The 16297-nt window shown below is 67.8% G+C and carries 14 protein-coding genes; 5 read left to right on the top strand and 9 right to left on the bottom strand.

Annotated elements, in window-relative coordinates; all coding sequences use genetic code 11:
* Positions 1 to 222: 222 nt before the first annotated feature.
* Positions 223 to 621: a RidA family protein gene (locus DK368_RS00800; protein ID WP_114391649.1), complete on the bottom strand. Its 399-nt coding sequence runs from the start codon at positions 619 to 621 to the stop codon at positions 223 to 225.
* Between the two features lie 161 nt (positions 622 to 782).
* On the opposite strand from DK368_RS00800, the gene DK368_RS00795 reads away from it, so the two are divergent.
* From DK368_RS00795 to DK368_RS00780, 4 genes are all read left to right on the top strand, one after another.
* Positions 783 to 1397 carry a TetR/AcrR family transcriptional regulator gene (locus tag DK368_RS00795; RefSeq protein WP_114391648.1) on the top strand — a complete coding sequence of 205 codons (615 nt, stop codon included), beginning with the start codon at positions 783 to 785 and terminating at the stop codon, positions 1395 to 1397.
* Between the two features lie 503 nt (positions 1398 to 1900).
* Positions 1901 to 3976, top strand: coding sequence for a methyl-accepting chemotaxis protein (locus DK368_RS00790; protein WP_114391647.1), 2076 nt, complete (start codon positions 1901 to 1903; stop codon positions 3974 to 3976).
* Between the two features lie 192 nt (positions 3977 to 4168).
* Positions 4169 to 4987, top strand: a complete 819-nt coding sequence (gene mazG, locus DK368_RS00785) for a nucleoside triphosphate pyrophosphohydrolase (protein ID WP_114391646.1) — start codon at positions 4169 to 4171, stop codon at positions 4985 to 4987.
* A gap of 28 nt (positions 4988 to 5015) precedes the next feature.
* The gene (locus DK368_RS00780) at positions 5016 to 5798 is read left to right on the top strand and encodes an SDR family oxidoreductase (RefSeq protein ID WP_114392063.1); all 783 of its coding nucleotides are present in this window, start codon (positions 5016 to 5018) and stop codon (positions 5796 to 5798) included.
* Positions 5799 to 5865: 67 nt separating this feature from the next.
* Here DK368_RS00780 and DK368_RS00775 read toward each other — a convergent pair whose 3' ends face one another.
* Complete coding sequence (locus DK368_RS00775; RefSeq protein ID WP_114391645.1) at positions 5866 to 6672, bottom strand: inositol monophosphatase family protein; 807 nt, start codon at positions 6670 to 6672, stop codon at positions 5866 to 5868.
* 118 nt (positions 6673 to 6790) lie between these two features.
* Here DK368_RS00775 and purU point away from each other — a divergent pair, with 118 nt between their 5' ends.
* Positions 6791 to 7639: a formyltetrahydrofolate deformylase gene (gene purU, locus DK368_RS00770; protein ID WP_114391644.1), complete on the top strand. Its 849-nt coding sequence runs from the start codon at positions 6791 to 6793 to the stop codon at positions 7637 to 7639.
* Positions 7640 to 7699: 60 nt separating this feature from the next.
* Here the strand turns inward: purU and hflX are convergent, their stop codons facing one another.
* The 7 genes from hflX to DK368_RS00735 form a co-directional block, all read right to left on the bottom strand.
* A complete protein-coding gene (gene hflX, locus DK368_RS00765; protein ID WP_193552233.1) occupies positions 7700 to 8992 on the bottom strand; it encodes a GTPase HflX in 1293 nt (430 codons plus the stop codon).
* A gap of 43 nt (positions 8993 to 9035) precedes the next feature.
* Positions 9036 to 9287 carry an RNA chaperone Hfq gene (gene hfq, locus DK368_RS00760; protein ID WP_114391642.1) on the bottom strand — a complete coding sequence of 84 codons (252 nt, stop codon included), beginning with the start codon at positions 9285 to 9287 and terminating at the stop codon, positions 9036 to 9038.
* Positions 9288 to 9390: 103 nt separating this feature from the next.
* Positions 9391 to 10065 carry an HAD family hydrolase gene (locus tag DK368_RS00755; RefSeq protein ID WP_114391641.1) on the bottom strand — a complete coding sequence of 225 codons (675 nt, stop codon included), beginning with the start codon at positions 10063 to 10065 and terminating at the stop codon, positions 9391 to 9393.
* Positions 10062 to 10934, bottom strand: a complete 873-nt coding sequence (locus tag DK368_RS00750; RefSeq protein ID WP_114391640.1) for a D-amino-acid transaminase — start codon at positions 10932 to 10934, stop codon at positions 10062 to 10064. Before DK368_RS00750 ends, DK368_RS00755 begins: the two co-directional genes overlap by 4 nt.
* A gap of 75 nt (positions 10935 to 11009) precedes the next feature.
* Positions 11010 to 12386, bottom strand: coding sequence for a Trk system potassium transporter TrkA (gene trkA, locus DK368_RS00745; RefSeq protein WP_114391639.1), 1377 nt, complete (start codon positions 12384 to 12386; stop codon positions 11010 to 11012).
* A 67-nt stretch (positions 12387 to 12453) separates the two neighbouring features.
* Positions 12454 to 13860 (bottom strand): nitrogen assimilation response regulator NtrX, encoded by a 1407-nt coding sequence (ntrX, locus tag DK368_RS00740; RefSeq protein WP_114391638.1) that lies wholly within the window; start codon positions 13858 to 13860, stop codon positions 12454 to 12456.
* Positions 13861 to 13864: 4 nt separating this feature from the next.
* Positions 13865 to 16150, bottom strand: coding sequence for a sensor histidine kinase NtrY-like (locus DK368_RS00735; RefSeq protein ID WP_114391637.1), 2286 nt, complete (start codon positions 16148 to 16150; stop codon positions 13865 to 13867).
* Between the last annotated feature and the right edge of the window lie 147 nt (positions 16151 to 16297).

Raw genomic sequence — 16297 nt, 5'->3', positions numbered from 1 at the left:
CGGGCAGACTCCGTGAGCGGCCTTGGCCGGCTTTCTCGTCTGAACAACGGCCGAGGCACAGGCCTTTGCATCAGGATGCGTTCAGTCTTTTCCCATAATCTAGCTTATCGCGTTTATGCCTGTAGGCACAATATAGAGATGTCACCCCCAGCCCACGGTCAGGTTGGCCGGCTGGAGTGCAGCCGGTCCCTGGCCGGTCCCTACCGTTCGGCCCGTAACGGATCAGGGCCTGGCCGGCACGCGGGCGATCACCTTGATCTCGAAGTCGAAGCCCGCAAGCCAGGTGACACCGACAGCCGTCCAGTTCGGATACGGGGCCTGGGTGAACACGTCGTTCTTCACGGCCATGATGGTGCCGAATTGCGTCTCCGGATCGGTATGGAAGGTCGTCACGTCGACAATGTCGTCGAAACTGCATCCCCCGGCCGCAAGCGTTGCCTTGAGATTGGCGAAGGCCTGCCGGACCTGTGCCTCGAAATCCGGCTCGGGCGACCCGTCGGGGCGGCTCCCGACCTGCCCTGAAACGAACAGCAGATCGCCGGAGCGGATCGCGGCCGAATATCCATGCTGCTCATACAGGGCGTGGCGGTTCTCAGGGAAGATGGCATCACGGTGCGGCACGGTGCGGTCCTTTCGCTTGTCCCCGCGCGGAGGCTGCCGGAGCGGAATCCGTCACGATCCGGCGCGTGGATATTGATATACGGTCCGTATCTGAATATAAGATATACGGTGCGTATGTCAACTCACATGCGCTCCGTATCTGAAAGCGAGGCGGATTGGTGATGGCGAAGCGGCGGATCGAAACGATGGAGGAGAACCGGGCCAGGCTGATCGCGGCCGCGCGCAGGGCCTTCGCCGAAAAGGGCTTCTCCGCCGCCTCGATGGACGAGCTGACGGCGGATGCCGGCCTGACCCGCGGTGCCCTTTATCACAATTTCGGTGACAAGAAGGGTCTGCTGGCCGCTGTCGTGGCCCAGATCGATGGCGAGATGGCGGCCCGCGCGAAGGACGCCGGCGCGGCGGCGGGGAATGATTGGGAAGCGCTGCTGGCGGAGGGCGAAGCCTATATCGAGATGGCGCTCGATCCGGAGGTGCAGCGCATCGTGTTGCTCGATGGCCCGGCCTTTCTCGGCGACCCCTCGCAATGGCCCAGCCAAAACGCCTGCCTTCAGGTCACGAAGCAGATGATCGCCGGTCTCGTCTCCCGACGCATCCTGAAGCCCGTGGATGTCGAAGCGGCGGCGCGCCTGCTCAGCGGAGCCGCCTTGAATGCCGCCTTGTGGGTGGCCGCCAGCGACGATCCCAGATCGGCTTTGCCGAAGGCCATTGATGCGTTCCGGCTCATGGCCGCGGGGTTTCTGGCGGAACAACACCGCGTGACCCCGGATCGACGCTGACCAGCACGCGGCCCTCCTGTAGCCGCTTCCGCTCCGTACACAGAAGAAGCAGCGCTGAAAATCGCTGAGGACGATCCTGGGGACTGCCGGTTTCGGGGTGAAGACAACAGCGCCACCCCCGCCCTGCCCCCCGTTGCAATTCGACCAGAGACGTCAGGCGCGACACACGGGAGCGGCACGCCCGTACCGTCGCAGGACCGTCCGCCTGACAGATCTGCGTCAGCCGCCGATTGCATGATCGGACCCGCCGAGACCGGCCACGGCTTGCCCAAACCAGAGGGGGCAGCCGTGGCCCGCAACGGGCGGCCTGGCGGCTGGCGGGATGAGAAAATGGACAGAAACAGGATCGGCCCCCGGCCTGTCATGACCGGGGCTAATCGTCTGGATATATCCCCCCACATTGATCCGGCCCCGCCAATTGTGGGCATATCGCGGAGTAGTACAGGCTTCCACCTGGAGTGGTGAACCTGGATCCTGAAAATTGCGTCACGGGGGGAGATTGCATGTTCCGGACGTCGATTTCCAATCTGCTGATCACCATTCAGGCAGCAATGCTCTGCTGCCTGCTGGTGGCCGCAGCAACCCTGTCGGTCAAGGCGTTGCACGGTTTCAACGGAGCCGGTGCCACGAAACAGGAAACCCTGTCCAACCGGGCCCTGTTCGCGGCCATGGTCAAGGTGCGAGGCCAGATCTCAACGGTGCAGACGGCGTTGATCGCCGAGGATGACCCGACAGCACCGATCAAAAAGGTCCGTGCCGACGCGGCCGACAGCTTCACCAAGGCCGTCGCCCTGCTCGGCGAAACCGCATTGCCCCAGCGCAAGACGCTGATCGCCGACCTCACCAGCGCCTGGCAGCAGGTCGAGACCGGTTATGCTGCCGTCGATGCCCAGGCCGCCAAGGCCAGGGGCAGCCGTGTCGTCGCAGAAACCGAGACGTGGCGGAAGAGCATCGCCGCTGTCGTCGACAAGATCGAGGACGCGGCCAGCGCCGTCGCCGCCGAAATGCGCAGCCGCGACCCGGTGGTGGCGGAAATGATGCTGGTGCGCGAGGCCGCATGGCGTCTGCGCGACAATATGGGGTCGCAATGCTCCCTGCTTCGCCCCTTCGTGGCCGAGAGCAAGCCCCTGACAGCGGATGTGGCCCAGCGCTGGTATCAGCGCCGGGGGGCCTATGGCAACGACATCGACGTGCTGGACGAGATCGTGAAGCGCCCGGCGACACCGCCGGTCATCCGCGAGCGCGTGGCCACGGCGAAAGCCGAGGTCGACACGGCCCAGAAGGGGATCGACAGCCTGGTCCAGCGGTTCGACGGGTCGGGCAAGCCGGCCATCGCCGCCACCGACTACACCGCTCTCTGCAACAAGCCCTTCGACAGCATCCTGGCCATCGCCTACACGGCCCTGGATCAGGCGGTCGAGCATGCCGAGCAGCAGCAGGCCTCCACCCTGATGACGCTGGTTTCCACCATCGGCGGTCTGGCCCTCGCCGTCGCCCTGTCGGGCTGGGGCATCCTGGCCATCCGCCGGCGGGTCAGCGCCCCGACCCAGATCCTGACCCAGGCCATCAGCCATCTGTCCCGCCACGACTATGGCATTCCCGTGCCCCCTGCCCGTTATCCCGACGAGCTGGGCGGCATCACCACGGCATTGGAGTCCCTGCGGCTCAGCGCCCTGGAAGCCCAGCGGCTGGAACGCGAGGCGGCCGAGCGCCAGGAAGCCGAATTGCAGCGTGCCAGCAGCATCCAGAGCATGAGCCGTGACTTCAATCATGCCTCCCAACAGGCCCTGTCGGCCATCGGCGCCGCGTCGCAGACCCTGGAACAGACCTCCGAGATGATGCGGCGTGTGGCCGCCGACACCAGCAACCAAGCCAGCATGGTGGCCGGTGCGGCGGAAGAAACCTCGGCCAGCGTGCAGACCGTGGCGGCCGCCACCGAGGAACTGTCGGCCTCCATCGCTGAAATCTCGCAGCAGGTCACGGCCAGCGCCGATATGGCCCGCTCCGCCGCCGACCAGGCGACGCTGACCAACGCCACGGTGGAGGCGCTGACCGCCGCCGCCGAGCGCATCGGTGCCGTGGTCGGGCTGATCAGCGAGATCGCGGCCCAGACCAACCTGCTGGCCCTGAACGCCACCATCGAGGCGGCGCGTGCCGGCGAGGCCGGCAAGGGCTTCGCCGTCGTCGCCGGCGAGGTGAAGAGTCTGGCGACACAGACGGCCAGGGCCACCGGCGACATCACCGAGCAGGTCGGCCAGATCCAGCAGACCACGGCGGAGGCGGTGAAGGCCATCCACGCCATCACCGCCACCATCCGGCGCATCAGCGAAGGCACGTCCGCCATCGCCGCCGCGGTGGAGGAACAGGGTGCGGCCACGCGCGAGATCTCCAGCAGCGTGCAGCAGGTGGCGCAGGGCACGGCCGAGGTCACCAGCACCATCGCCGCCCTGGCCCAGTCGAGCCAGCAGACCGGCGAGGCGGCCCATGGCGTCAGCAATGCCGTCACCGAACTGTCGAAGGAACAGGCCGACCTGCGTCAGGCGGTGGAGCGCTTCCTGAAGGGGGTGCAGAGCGCCTGATCCCTGCCCTCTGTGCCATGACCGGCGCGCCCGGACCGGCAACGGTCCGGGCGTCATTTTTCAAGGACGGGGGCAGAGGCGGCGCCGCGGATTGAGCGGCGGCCATGGCACCCTTCCCCGTCCAGGGGGTGGCCCGACCCGGCCGGCTCGGCTAAGGTCGCGGCTCCCATCCCCAGTGCGGTGCCCGTGCCCATGTCCCGGAACCTCCAGCGCCTGCTCGACATCATGGCCACCCTGCGCGACCCGCAGCGCGGCTGTCCCTGGGACCAGGAGCAGACCTTCCGAACCATCGTCCCCCACACCATCGAAGAAGCCTATGAGGTCGCCGACGCCATCGAATCCGGCGACATGCAGGCGGTGAAGGACGAGCTGGGGGACCTGCTGTTCCAGGTGGTCTTCTATGCCCAGATGGCCCGGGAACAGGGCGCGTTCGACTTCGACGCCATCGCCGCCCAGATCAGCGACAAGATGATCCGCCGCCATCCCCATGTGTTCGGCGATCAGGCGGTGGCAACGGTCAGCGACCAGAGCCGGCGCTGGGAGGAGCACAAGGCCGGCGAGCGGGCCGCCAAGGCCGCGGCCGAGGGCAAGGCTCCCTCGGCCCTGGACGGTGTCATCACCGGCCTGCCGGCTTTGACCCGGGCGCTGAAGCTGCAGAAGCGGGCCGCCCGCGTCGGCTTCGACTGGACCGAGGCCGAACAGATCCTCGACAAGGTCGAGGAGGAGATCGGCGAGGTGCGGGCCGAGATCCAGGCCCTGAAGCGTGATCCGGCCCGGGTGCAGGACGAGATGGGCGATCTTCTGTTCGTGCTGGTCAACCTGGCGCGCCGGCTGGAGGTCGAGCCGGAAACGGCGCTGCGCGGCGCCAACGCCAAGTTCGAGCGGCGCTTCCGCCGGATCGAAGCGGCACTGGCCGCCCAGGGCCGCCGGCCCGAACAGGCGACGCTGGACGAGATGGAAGCCCTCTGGCAGCAGGCCAAGGCACAGGAACGGGCCGCTGCCGGCGAATGATCTTGCTCTGCCGATGGAGATGCAGAAGATGAGCAATCCAGGCTATACCCCTGAAACCGTTCTGATTACCGGTGCCACGGGAGGTTTCGGCCGGGCCTTCGCCCGCCGCTTCGCCGCTCTGGGCAGCCGCCTGATCCTGGCCGGGCGCGATCTCAATAAACTCAAGGCCTTGGCCGAAGAGTTCAAGGTCCCGACTCACCTTCTGGCCTTCGATGTGCGCGATCGGGCCGCGGTGGAGAGCGCCCTGCGCGACCTGCCGCCGGATTTCGCCGCCATCGACCTGCTGGTCAACAATGCCGGGCTGGCCCTGGGCGCCGATCCCGCCTATCGCGCCAGCATTGATGATTGGGAGGTCATGGTCGACACCAACGACAAGGCGCTGGTGGTGATGACCGGACTGGTGCTGCCGGGCATGGTCGAGCGCGGCCGCGGCCATATCATCAACATCAGCTCCATCGCCGGCAGCTATCCCTATCCCGGCGGTCATGTCTATTGCGCATCAAAGGCTTTCGTGACCCAGTTCAGCCTGTCTCTCAGGGCGGACCTGACCGGGACCGGCGTGCGTGTCACCTCGATCGAACCGGGCATGGTCGAGACCGATTTCAGCCTGGTCCGCTTCAAGGGCGATGCGGCCAAGGCAGCCAAGGTCTATGCCGACACTACGCCGTTGACCGCGGAAGATGTCGCGGAAAGCGTGGTTTGGGCGGCAACGTTGCCGCCCCATTTCAACATCAACCGCATCGAGCTGATGCCGACGGTCCAGGGGCCGGGCGGCCTGACCGTTCACCGCACTCCGAAGGCGGGTGCCTGACCGGCCAGCGGCACCGGGCCGCCCGTGCCGGCCCGGTGCCGCCGTTTCTTCGTCGCCAGGCCGTCGTTCAGGCCGCGTCCCCCAGCAGCAGGGGCCGCAGCCGCTGCCAGCCTGTGGGGTTGGGCGCCAGCAACAGGCCACCGTCGCGGTCGGTGGGATGATAAGGGCTGCCGTCGAACCTGGCGGCGAAACCGCCGGCTTCGGCATGGGCCAGGACGCCGGCCGCATGGTCCCAGGGCATCAGCCGGTGATAGAGGGAGAAATGCCCCTCACCGGTCAGCAGCCGCAGATATTCATGGGCGGCACAGTTGAGGTTGTAGCTGCCGGCGAACAATAGCGGCTGGCGTCCGTCCGGACCGGGCGGCGGCGGTGTGAAACGGCCGGCGCAGGCGCCGGTCATGACCGCCGGATGGGACTGCTGCTGCACTTGCAGGCGCTGCCCCGCCAGCCAGCTGCCGCCACCGGCTTCGCAGGCCACGGTACGGTCGGCCAGGGGATCATGGATCCAGCCGGCCAGGGTGCGGCCGCCGCGGACCAGCGCCACCAGCACGCCGAAGATGGGCCGGCCGGCGGCGAAGTTCGAAGTGCCGTCCAGCGGATCGATGATCCAGACCGGTGCCTCACCGGTCAGCAGCGACAGCACGCCGGGATCGGCGGCATAGCCCTCCTCCCCCAGAACGACGCTGCCCGGCAGCAGGCCGCGCAGCTGACGCCCGAGGCTGCGCTCGGACGCCTCGTCCGCCACGGTGACCAGATCGCCCGGCCCCTTCTCCCGGATGTCGTCCTGACCCAGCCGGCGGAACCGCGGCATGATCTCCTCGGCGGCGACGGTCCGGATGATGGCGGTAACGGCGGCGCTATCGGGCAATTTCATGCTATGTTCCTGGCCTGTTCGGTAACGAAAGTCCGGCGCCCGGATGGCTGGGCCGGTCCGCCGCCCCACTGTGGCCGCCGGCGCCGCGAATGCCAATGCCCCGTGATCGAGGAACGTTATGGTGCAACGCTTTGTCCTGACCCTGTCCTGCCCGGATACGATCGGCATCGTCGCCGGGATCTCCGGCGCCCTGGCCCGGTACGGGGCCAATATCCTGGACAGTGCCCAGTTCGGCGATACCGCCAGCGGCCGGTTCTTCCTGCGCCTGTCCTTCGCCGTCGCCCGGGCGGACAGCGATGCCCTGCAGCAGGCACTGGCCGAGGTCGGACACCGCTTCGCCATGGATCTGCGCCTGACCGATCTGGAGCGCCGCCCGCGCGTGCTGATCCTGGTCTCGAAATTCGGCCATTGCCTCAACGATCTGCTCTATCGCTACCGCATCGGCGATCTGGCCATGGACATCCCGGCCATCGTCTCCAACCATCCGGATTTCGCCGGGCTGGCCGACTGGCACGGCATCTCCTTCCACCACATTCCCGTCACCGCTGCGGCCAAGCAGATGGCCGAGGAGCAGCTGCTGGATCTGGTGGAGCGGCACGGGGTCGATCTGGTGGTTCTGGCGCGCTACATGCAGGTGTTGTCGCCGGATCTGTGCCGGCAGTTGGCTGGACGCTGCATCAACATCCACCATTCCTTCCTGCCCAGCTTCAAGGGCGCCAAGCCCTACCATCAGGCCTATGCCCGCGGCGTGAAGCTGATCGGCGCCACCGCGCACTATGTCACCACCGACCTGGACGAGGGACCCATCATCGAGCAGGAGGTGGAGCGCGTCGACCACACCCAGGACCCGGAGGCGCTGGTGGCCGCGGGCCGCGACATCGAATGCCGCGTGCTGGCACGGGCGGTGAAATACCATCTGGAGCAGCGCGTGCTGCTGAACGGCCACCGGACGGTCATCTTCCGCTGATGGGGGAAGAGGCCCATCCCTCCGCCGCCGGACGAACCCGCCGGACGAACCGGAGCGCCGTCAGGCGCTCCGGGCCATCAGCGCCGGTTCCGGCTGCAGCGGATAGGGGAAACGGGCGCAGAACCGGGCCAGATCGGCCGGGTCCAGGGCCACGCGCAGATGCGCCCCCTGCTCGTCATCCTGGCGCGCCAGCACCTCACCGCGGCTGTAGAGCCAAGCCAAGGCGGCCCCGTCGGCCAGATCGACCGTGAGCTCCACCACCTCGCGCCCCGCAACCATGCGGGCGGCGATGAAGTCGAACAGCGTATCGATACCCTCGCCGGTCAGGGCGGAGACAGCGATCAGCCCGCCCCCGCGCCGGGCCTGGCGCAGCAGCGAGTCCCGCTCCTCTCCGTCCAGCCGGTCGATCTTGTTCAGCACCTCGACCACACGCCGGTCGGTATCGGCCTCGATGCCGAGATCCTTCAGCACCGTCTCCACATCGGCCCGCTGCGCCTCGGTGTCGGGATGCGACACGTCCCGCACATGCAGGATGATATCGGCGGCCTGCACCTCTTCCAGCGTGGCGCGGAACGCTTCCACCAGACCATGCGGCAGGTCGCTGATGAATCCCACCGTGTCCGACAGGATGATCTTGCGGTTGCTGGGCAGGGTGATGGCCCGCATGGTCGGGTCCAGCGTGGCGAACAGCAGGTCCTTGGCGAAGACGTCGGCACCGGCCATGCGGTTGAACAGGGTCGACTTGCCGGCGTTGGTGTAACCGACCAGCGCCACCACGGGATAGGGCACCTTCTCCCGCGCCTTGCGGTGCAGGCCACGGGTGCGCCGCACTTCCTCCAGTTCCCGCTTCAGCTTCTCGATACGGTCGCCGATGAGGCGGCGGTCCAGCTCCAGCTGGCTTTCGCCGGGACCACCCAGGAAGCCGAAACCGCCGCGCTGCCGCTCCAGGTGGGTCCAGGACCGGACCAGACGCGAGCGCTGGTAGGTCAGGGCCGCCAGCTCAACCTGCAACTTGCCTTCGCGCGTGCGGGCGCGGGCGCCGAAGATCTCCAGGATCAGGGCGGTGCGGTCGATGACCTTGACAGTCCAGTCCCGTTCCAGATTGCGCTGCTGGATCGGTGTCAGGGCCTGATCGATGACGACGAGACCGATGGACTCGGCCTCGACAAGCTCGGCCACCTCTTCCACCACACCGGCCCCCAGCAGCGTGGCGGGACGCGGGCGCATGACCCTGTAGACACGCGCGGCGGCCACATCGAGATCGATGGCCGCCGCCAGCCCGACCGCCTCTTCCAAGCGCGAGGCGGGTGCGCGCGCATTCCCCCGGTCCTCGGGGAGAACGGGATGGATCACGAGGGCGCGGGTTGCTGGCCCGCGCACATCGTCAGAGCGTTGCTCAGTCGTGGTCGCTCTCCTTGCCGGTGGGCTCGAACAGCTGGATCGGATGCGCCGGCATGACGGTGGAAATGGCGTGCTTGTAGACGAGCTGCGAGTGCGCGTCGCGGCGCAGCAGAACGGAGAAATTGTCGAACCAGGTGATGATGCCCTGGAGTTTGACACCGTTGACCAGGAAGACGGTCACGGGCGTTTTGTTCTTGCGAACGTGGTTCAGAAACACGTCCTGAACATTCTGCGCTTTTTCGGACATGGAGCAGCCTCGCTTCGCTCATTCTTGGGGCACGTCCGCGGACGCACCCAGGTTAGGGGCCGGCGCCCGGACGGAGCCTGGCTCCGCCCGTCCCGTCCGTGCATCATATGGGACGATGCAGGCCCTTCACCAAGGCTGAAATCGCAGCACAGCCTTCCAGCCGCAGGCGCGGCGGGAATTGGGCCAGACCGGCGGCATGCGGCGGGGTATTGCCGACGAGAATGGGCACGCAGCCGGCGCGGTGGGCGCATTCCATGTCCACATCGGCATCGCCGATGAACCAGACATCGCCGCCGGCCGCCACACCGCCGGGGGCCAACGCCTGATGCACCGGCGCCACCGCCGGCTTGTCCACGGGCGCATCGGTCGCACCCACCAGCGCTCCGAAGAAGCAGTCCCAGCCCAGATGCGCGGCTTCGGCCCGCAGGAAGGGGCCGTTCTTGTTGCTGACGACAGCAAGATAGATCCCCTGCTCCCGCAATCCGGCCAGCATCTCCGCGGCACCGGGCAGCGGCTCCAGATACTCCAGATGATGGGCGCGGAAATGGGCATAGAAAATGTCACGCGCCCGGTGCCAGTCCTCACCGAACAGGATGGGGAAGCTGTCGCGCAGGCTGTGGCGCGCCCGCGCATAGCTTTCCTCCAGCGTCCAGGTCGGCAGGCCGAACGCCTCCAGCGCGGCATTGATGGAGGCGCAGACGCAACGCCAGTTGGTGACCAGCGTATTGTCCCAGTCGAACAGGATGGCAGCCGGGGGCGACAGGGAAAGACCGCTCATCGCCCGGCCTCCACCGGATCGGGGGCGCCGACATGGTCGAAATAGGCCTGACGCAGCCGGCGGGCCAGCGGGCCGGGGCGGCCATCGCCGATGGGGCGGCCATCCAGCCGGGTCACCGGCAGCACGAAACTGCCGGCCGACGAGATGAAGGCCTCGCGGGCGGCGAAGGCCTCCTCCAGGGTGAAGGGCCGCTCCTCGACGCCCAGGCCCATCGCCGCCGCCAGACGCAGCAGCGACTGCCGGGTGATGCCGTTGAGGATGAGCGGGCTGGCCGGCCGGGTCACCAGCACGCCTGCGGCGGTGACGATCCAGACATTGCTGGAACAGCCCTCGGTCACGGTGCCGTCAGGGGCGATCTGCCAGGCTTCCGCGGCCCCCGCCTCGGCGGCCGCCTGTTTGCCCAGGGACTGGGCCAGCAGGCCCACGGTCTTGATGTCGCGCCGCAGCCAGCGGATATCGGGCACGGTGATGCAGGCGATGCCGTCTTGCAGCTGCTCCGGCGTCTGGAAGCGGGCCGCGCGGCAGGTCAGCACCAGCGTCGGGCTGGGATCGCGGGGAAAGCGGAAGTCCCGCGGCGCGGCACCGCGGCTGATCTGGATATAGAGGCTGGCGTTGCGCACGCGGTTGCGCGCCACCACCTGCCGCATGATCTGGCGCAGCACCGCCGGGGCCACCGGCCAGGGCATGCGCAGCTCCGACAGCGACCGGCCCATACGGGCCAGATGCCCCTCCTCGTCGGCCAGACATCCGCCGACGACGCTGACCACCTCATAGACGGCGTCGGCGAACTGGAAGCCGCGATCCTCGATATGGACCCCAGCCGCCTGGATCGGCAGATAGCGGCCGTTGACATAGGCGATGCGGGACATGCTCAGGCGCCCTGATCCGTGTTCAACCGATTTCTGAGAAGAGGCTAAACCACTTTGTGAAAAGACGGCGAATTCTCAAAAGAATTCAAGGCGAACCGCGAACATCTTCTCAACCTTCCTGACCTGACCGACCTCGGCCAGAATGATGACGCGGTCATTGGGTTTGATGACGGTGGAGGGGCGCGGGATGATGACCTGTCCGGCCCGGACGATGGCGCCGATGATGACGCCGCCGGGCAGGCGGATATCCTTCAGCGGCGTGTTGATGAGGCTGGACGTCTCCAGCGCCTCCGCCTCGATGACCTCGGCGAAGCCCTCGCGCAGGGAATGCACGGCCTTGATGCGGCCGCGGCGCACATGCTGCAGGATCGAGGAGACGGTGATGGAGCGCGGGCTGACCACGGCATCGATGCTCAGCGGCTGCACCAGCGGCTGATAGGTGGTCTTGTTGATCAGGGTGATGGCGCGCTGGCAGCCATACCGCTTGGCCAGCAGCGAGGCCAGGATGTTGCCCTCGTCGCTGTTGGTGACGGCCACCACCGCCTCGCTGGCGCGGACATTGGCCTCCTCCAGGATCTCCGGGTCCAGCCCGTCGCCATGCAGCACCATGGTCCGGGACAGGCGCTGGGCCACCATCTGCGCCCGCCGGCGGTCCACCTCGACGATGCGGGCGGAGACATGGGGATGCTTGGCCTCGATCTCCTCGGCCAGACAGAGACCGATATTGCCGCCGCCGATGATGATGACGCGCCGCGCCTCCGGCTCCTCATGGCCGAAGGCGGCCATGGCGCGGGCCACATGCTTCGTATCGGCAACGAAATAAACCTCGTCGCCGGCCAGCATCTGGTCCTCGCCGGTGGGGATGATCGGCCGGTCGTTGCGGACGATGGCCACCACCTCGATGTTGAGATCCGGGAACAGGCCGGTCAGCTGGCGCAGCGGCGTGTTGATGATGGGACAGGACTGGCCGCAGACGACACCGATGACTTTCACCGCCCCGTCGGCCAGCGGGATCATGTCGAAGGCGCCGGGCACCAGCATCCGCCGCGAGATGGCCCGCGCCACCTCGATCTCCGGCGAGATGATGACGTCGATCGGCATATGCTCGCGCGAGAACAGGTCGGCCCAGATGGGCTGCAGATAGCTCTGGTGCCGCACACGGGCGATCTTGGTGGGCACGTTGAACAGGCTGTGCGCCACCTGACAGGCCACCATGTTGACCTCGTCCGCCAGGGTGACGGCGATGATCATGTCGGCATCGGCGGCACCGGCCGCCTCCAGCACATTGGGGTGGGAGGCGAAGCCGACCATGGCCTGCACATCCAGCGTGTCACTGATCTTCTGGATCAGCTCGGCCGACTGGTCGATGACGGTGACATGGTTTCCCTCGGAGGCGAGGTAGCGGGCGATGTTCGACCCGACCTGCCCGGCACCGCAGACGATGACTTTCATGGTCCCCTGTTCCCCCGTGCCTTCCGCCTGTCCCGATCCCGCCCCGGGCGGCCCCGCGCCGCGCCCGTCACTCCACGGTCAACCGCGTCCCGTTGCGGTCGGTGCCGTGGACCCCCAGCGACTTCAGCTTGCGGTGCAGCGCCGAGCGCTCCATGCCGACAAAGGCCGCGGTGCGCGAGATGTTGCCGCCGAAGCGGGTGACCTGGGCCAGCAGATATTCGCGCTCGAACACCTCGCGCGCCTCGCGCAGGGGCAGCCCCATGATCTCGCCCCCCTTCTCCCACTTCAGCACCGTCGGCGTGATGGCGCCGATCTCCGGCGGCAGCATGTCGGCCCGGATCGGCTCGTTGGGATCGCCCGCCACCATGATCAGCAGCCATTCCACGGTGTTGCGCAGCTGGCGCACATTGCCGGGCCAGTCATAGGCCTGGAGCGCCGCCATGGCGTCCTCGCCGAAGACGCGGATGGGCAGGCCGGCGCTTTCCGCCGTGCGCTGCATGAAATGGCGGGCCAGCAGCGGGATGTCCTCGCGGCGTTCGCGCAGCGGCGGCACCTTCAGCGGCACCACGGCCAGACGGTAGAACAGGTCCTGGCGGAAATGTCCCTCCTCGATCTCGGCGGTGAGATCGCGGTTGCTGCTGGCGATGACGCGCACATCGACCTCGACCCGGGCGGTGCCGCCGACGCGCTCGAAGGTCTGTTCCTGCAGCACGCGCACGATCTTGCCCTGGGTCTCCAGCGGCATGTCGGCCACCTCGTCCAGGAACAGGGTGCCGCCATGGGCCTGCTCGAAGGTGCCGACCTTGCGGCCGCCGCCATCGACGCCGTGCTCGGTGCCGAACAGCTCCACCTCCAGCCGGTCCGGCCGCATGGTGGCGCAGTTCAGGGCGACGAAGGGGCCGTCGGCCCGGCGGGACCGGGCATGGATCATGCGCGCCACCACCTCCTTGCCGCTGCCGGGCGGACCGCTGATGAGGATGCGCGAGCCGGTGGGCGCCACCTTCTCCACGGCATGGCGCAGCTGGTTGACGGCCAGCGAGCGGCCGATCAGGTCGGTTTCGGCACCGGCCCGGACCCGCAGCTCCCGGTTCTCCCGTCGAAGACGCGCCGCTTCGATGGCGCGCTCCACCAGCAGCAGCAGGCGGTCGGCCTTGAACGGCTTCTCGATGAAGTCGTAGGCGCCGGCCTTGATGGCGGCCACGGCCGTCTCGATGTTGCCATGGCCGCTGATCATGACCACCGGCACGTCGGGATGGTCGCGCTTCAGCTCGGCCAGGATCTGGAGGCCGTCCAGGCGGCTGCCCTGGAGCCAGATGTCCAGGATCACCAGGCTGGGCCGCCGGGCCGCGACAGCCGCCAGCGCCTGATCGGCGTCCGCGGCCTCGCGGGTCTTCATCCCCTCATCGTCCAGGATGCCGGCGATCAGCATCCGGATGTCGGCCTCGTCGTCGACGATCAGAATGTCATGCGCCATCTCTTCACCCCTTGTGTCCGGCGGCAACCGTCTGGCGTTCAACCGCGGCCGGGGCTTCGCCGGTGGCGGGAATGTCGCGCGGCAGCACCAGGCTGACGCGGGCCCCACCGCCCGGACGGTCCTCCAGCAGCAGCGCGCCGCCGTGGTCTTCCATGATCTTCTTGACGATCGCGAGGCCAAGGCCGGTGCCCTTGGCCCGCGTGGTGACATAGGGCTCGGTCAACCGGTCCCGTTCCTCCGTGGGCAGACCGCGGCCATTGTCCTCCACCGACAACAGCACGCGGTCCTCCTCCGCCAGCAGACGCACGGCGATCTCGCCGGGGGCGGGATTCCCCGCCCCGGCAGCCTCGATGCGGCCTTCGATGGCCTCCACCGCGTTCTTCAGCAGGTTGGTCAGGGCCTGACCGATCTGCCGGCTGTCGCACACCAGCACCGGCGGCGCTGGCGGCAGGTCGGCAGAGAAATGGACCGCCGGATTGCCCGTGGATTGCAGCAGAACGGCCTGCCGCACCAGTTCGCCCAGCGCCACCGGCTTCATCACCGGCGACGGCATGCGGGCGAAGGCCGAGAACTCGTCCACCATGCGCCCGATATCGTCCACATGGCGGACGATGGTATCGGTCATGGCGCGGAAGGTCTCGGGGTCGCTGTTGATTTCCTTGAGATATTTGCGCCGCAGCCGCTCGGCCGAAAGCTGGATCGGCGTCAGCGGGTTCTTGATCTCGTGGGCGATGCGCCGGGCCACATCGGCCCAGGCGGCCTTGCGCTGGGCCGACAGCAGTTCCGACACGTCGTCGAAGGTGACGACATAGCCGCGCACATCGGAGCCCACGGTTTCCGCCGCCACGCGCACCAGCAGCGTGCGCACCTGTCCGCCCCGGCGGATCTGGATCTGCCCTTCCACCAGCTTGCCCGGCCGGCGGCGGATGCCGGCCATCAGCTCGGCCAGTTCCGGCACCACCTCCAGCAGGTCGCGGTCGATCAGCGAGGACGGGTCGCCCACCTCCAGCAATTCCGCCGCGGACAAGTTCGGCAGGTTGATGCGGCCCTCCTGGTCCAGCCCGAGCACGCCGGCGGAAACGCCGGCCAGCACGGCCTCGGTGAAGCGGCGGCGCAGATCCAGCAGCCGGTTGGCCTCCACCAGCTCGCTGCGCTGGCTTTCCAGCTGGCTGGTCATGCGGTTGAAGGCGCGGGAGAGCGAGGCCAGCTCGTCCTCCGGTTCCATGGCGCTGTCGGGCACCCGCGCCGACAGGTCGCCGGCCCGGATGCGTTCGGCCGCGGCGATGAGGGCGCTGATGGGCTGCACCAGATATGTCGCCACGTTCAGACCGGTCCAGATGGCCGCCAACAGCAGCAGGACGGCGACGCCGATGAAGATCAGGGTCAGCCGCGTCTGCAGGCCGAAGCGCTGTCCCTCCAGCCGCCGGTATTCGGTGACGGCGCTCTGGGTGGCGTCCATATGTTCCAGCACCCGGCTTTCCACCGGGCGGCCGATCAGCAGGAAGGTGTCGAACTGGGGATCGACCTGGATGATGGCGTTCACCCGGTTGCCGGCCTCACTGACGATCAGCACGATCTCGCCCTTGCGGGCCTGCTCCAGATGGGCTTCGTCCACGCTGGTCATGTCGAAGGCGAAGCCCAGGCCCCAGACGGCATTGACCCGGCCGGTGCCGTCGAAGATCACGGCTTCGGTCAGCGAGCGCTGGAACGCCTCGTTGATGAAGAAGCGGCGGAACTCCACGGGATTGTAGGTGACGGAGATGGGCAGGCCGCCGATGGCGTTGCGCATCAGCTCGGCATCGCGGGTGATGGCCTGCTGATGATCCTTGAGATAGGCCTCGGCAACGGCCAGCGATTCGTTGACCGCCGTGCGCACGCGGTCGCTGAACCAGGACTGCACACCCACATAGAAGAACAGCGACGAGAAGATGGCCATGATGATGGCCGGCAGGATGGCCAGCAGCGAGAACACCGCCACCAGCCGCATGTGCAGCCGCGATCCGGCCAGCCCCCGGCGCCGCTCGACCCAGAGGGCGACGATGCGCCTGGCCACGAAGGCCCCCAGCAGCAGCAGCAGCACGGCATCGGTGGTCAGCAGCAGCGTGACCGTGTCGGGATCCTTGCCGAAGGGCGGCGTCTGCGTCAGCGCGCCATAGGTGGCGGCGCCGCAGATGATGGCGGCCAGGGTCAGCAATACCGCCATGGCATTGCCGAGCCGGTAGCGGTTGGCCCATTGGGCGATGCGCCGCCACAGGGGCGGCGAGAGGGGGCGGTTGGCGGAAACGCTCATGGCAGACGGCCTGCGGCTCCCCGGCCGACCCGCCCGCGGGCTTTCTTGCCCCTGTTGCTGCTGCTGTGGCGCAATCCGCGTCCCTGGGTCCAGATGATCCGTTACCGGCGAGAGGGCGGCACCCGACGCCGGCTGACAGCACTGTTA

It is taken from the genome of Oleisolibacter albus, assembly GCF_003336875.1.
In the GTDB taxonomy this organism is placed as follows: domain Bacteria; phylum Pseudomonadota; class Alphaproteobacteria; order Azospirillales; family Azospirillaceae; genus Niveispirillum; species Niveispirillum album.
This window is presented reverse-complemented; position numbering and strand designations above follow the sequence as displayed.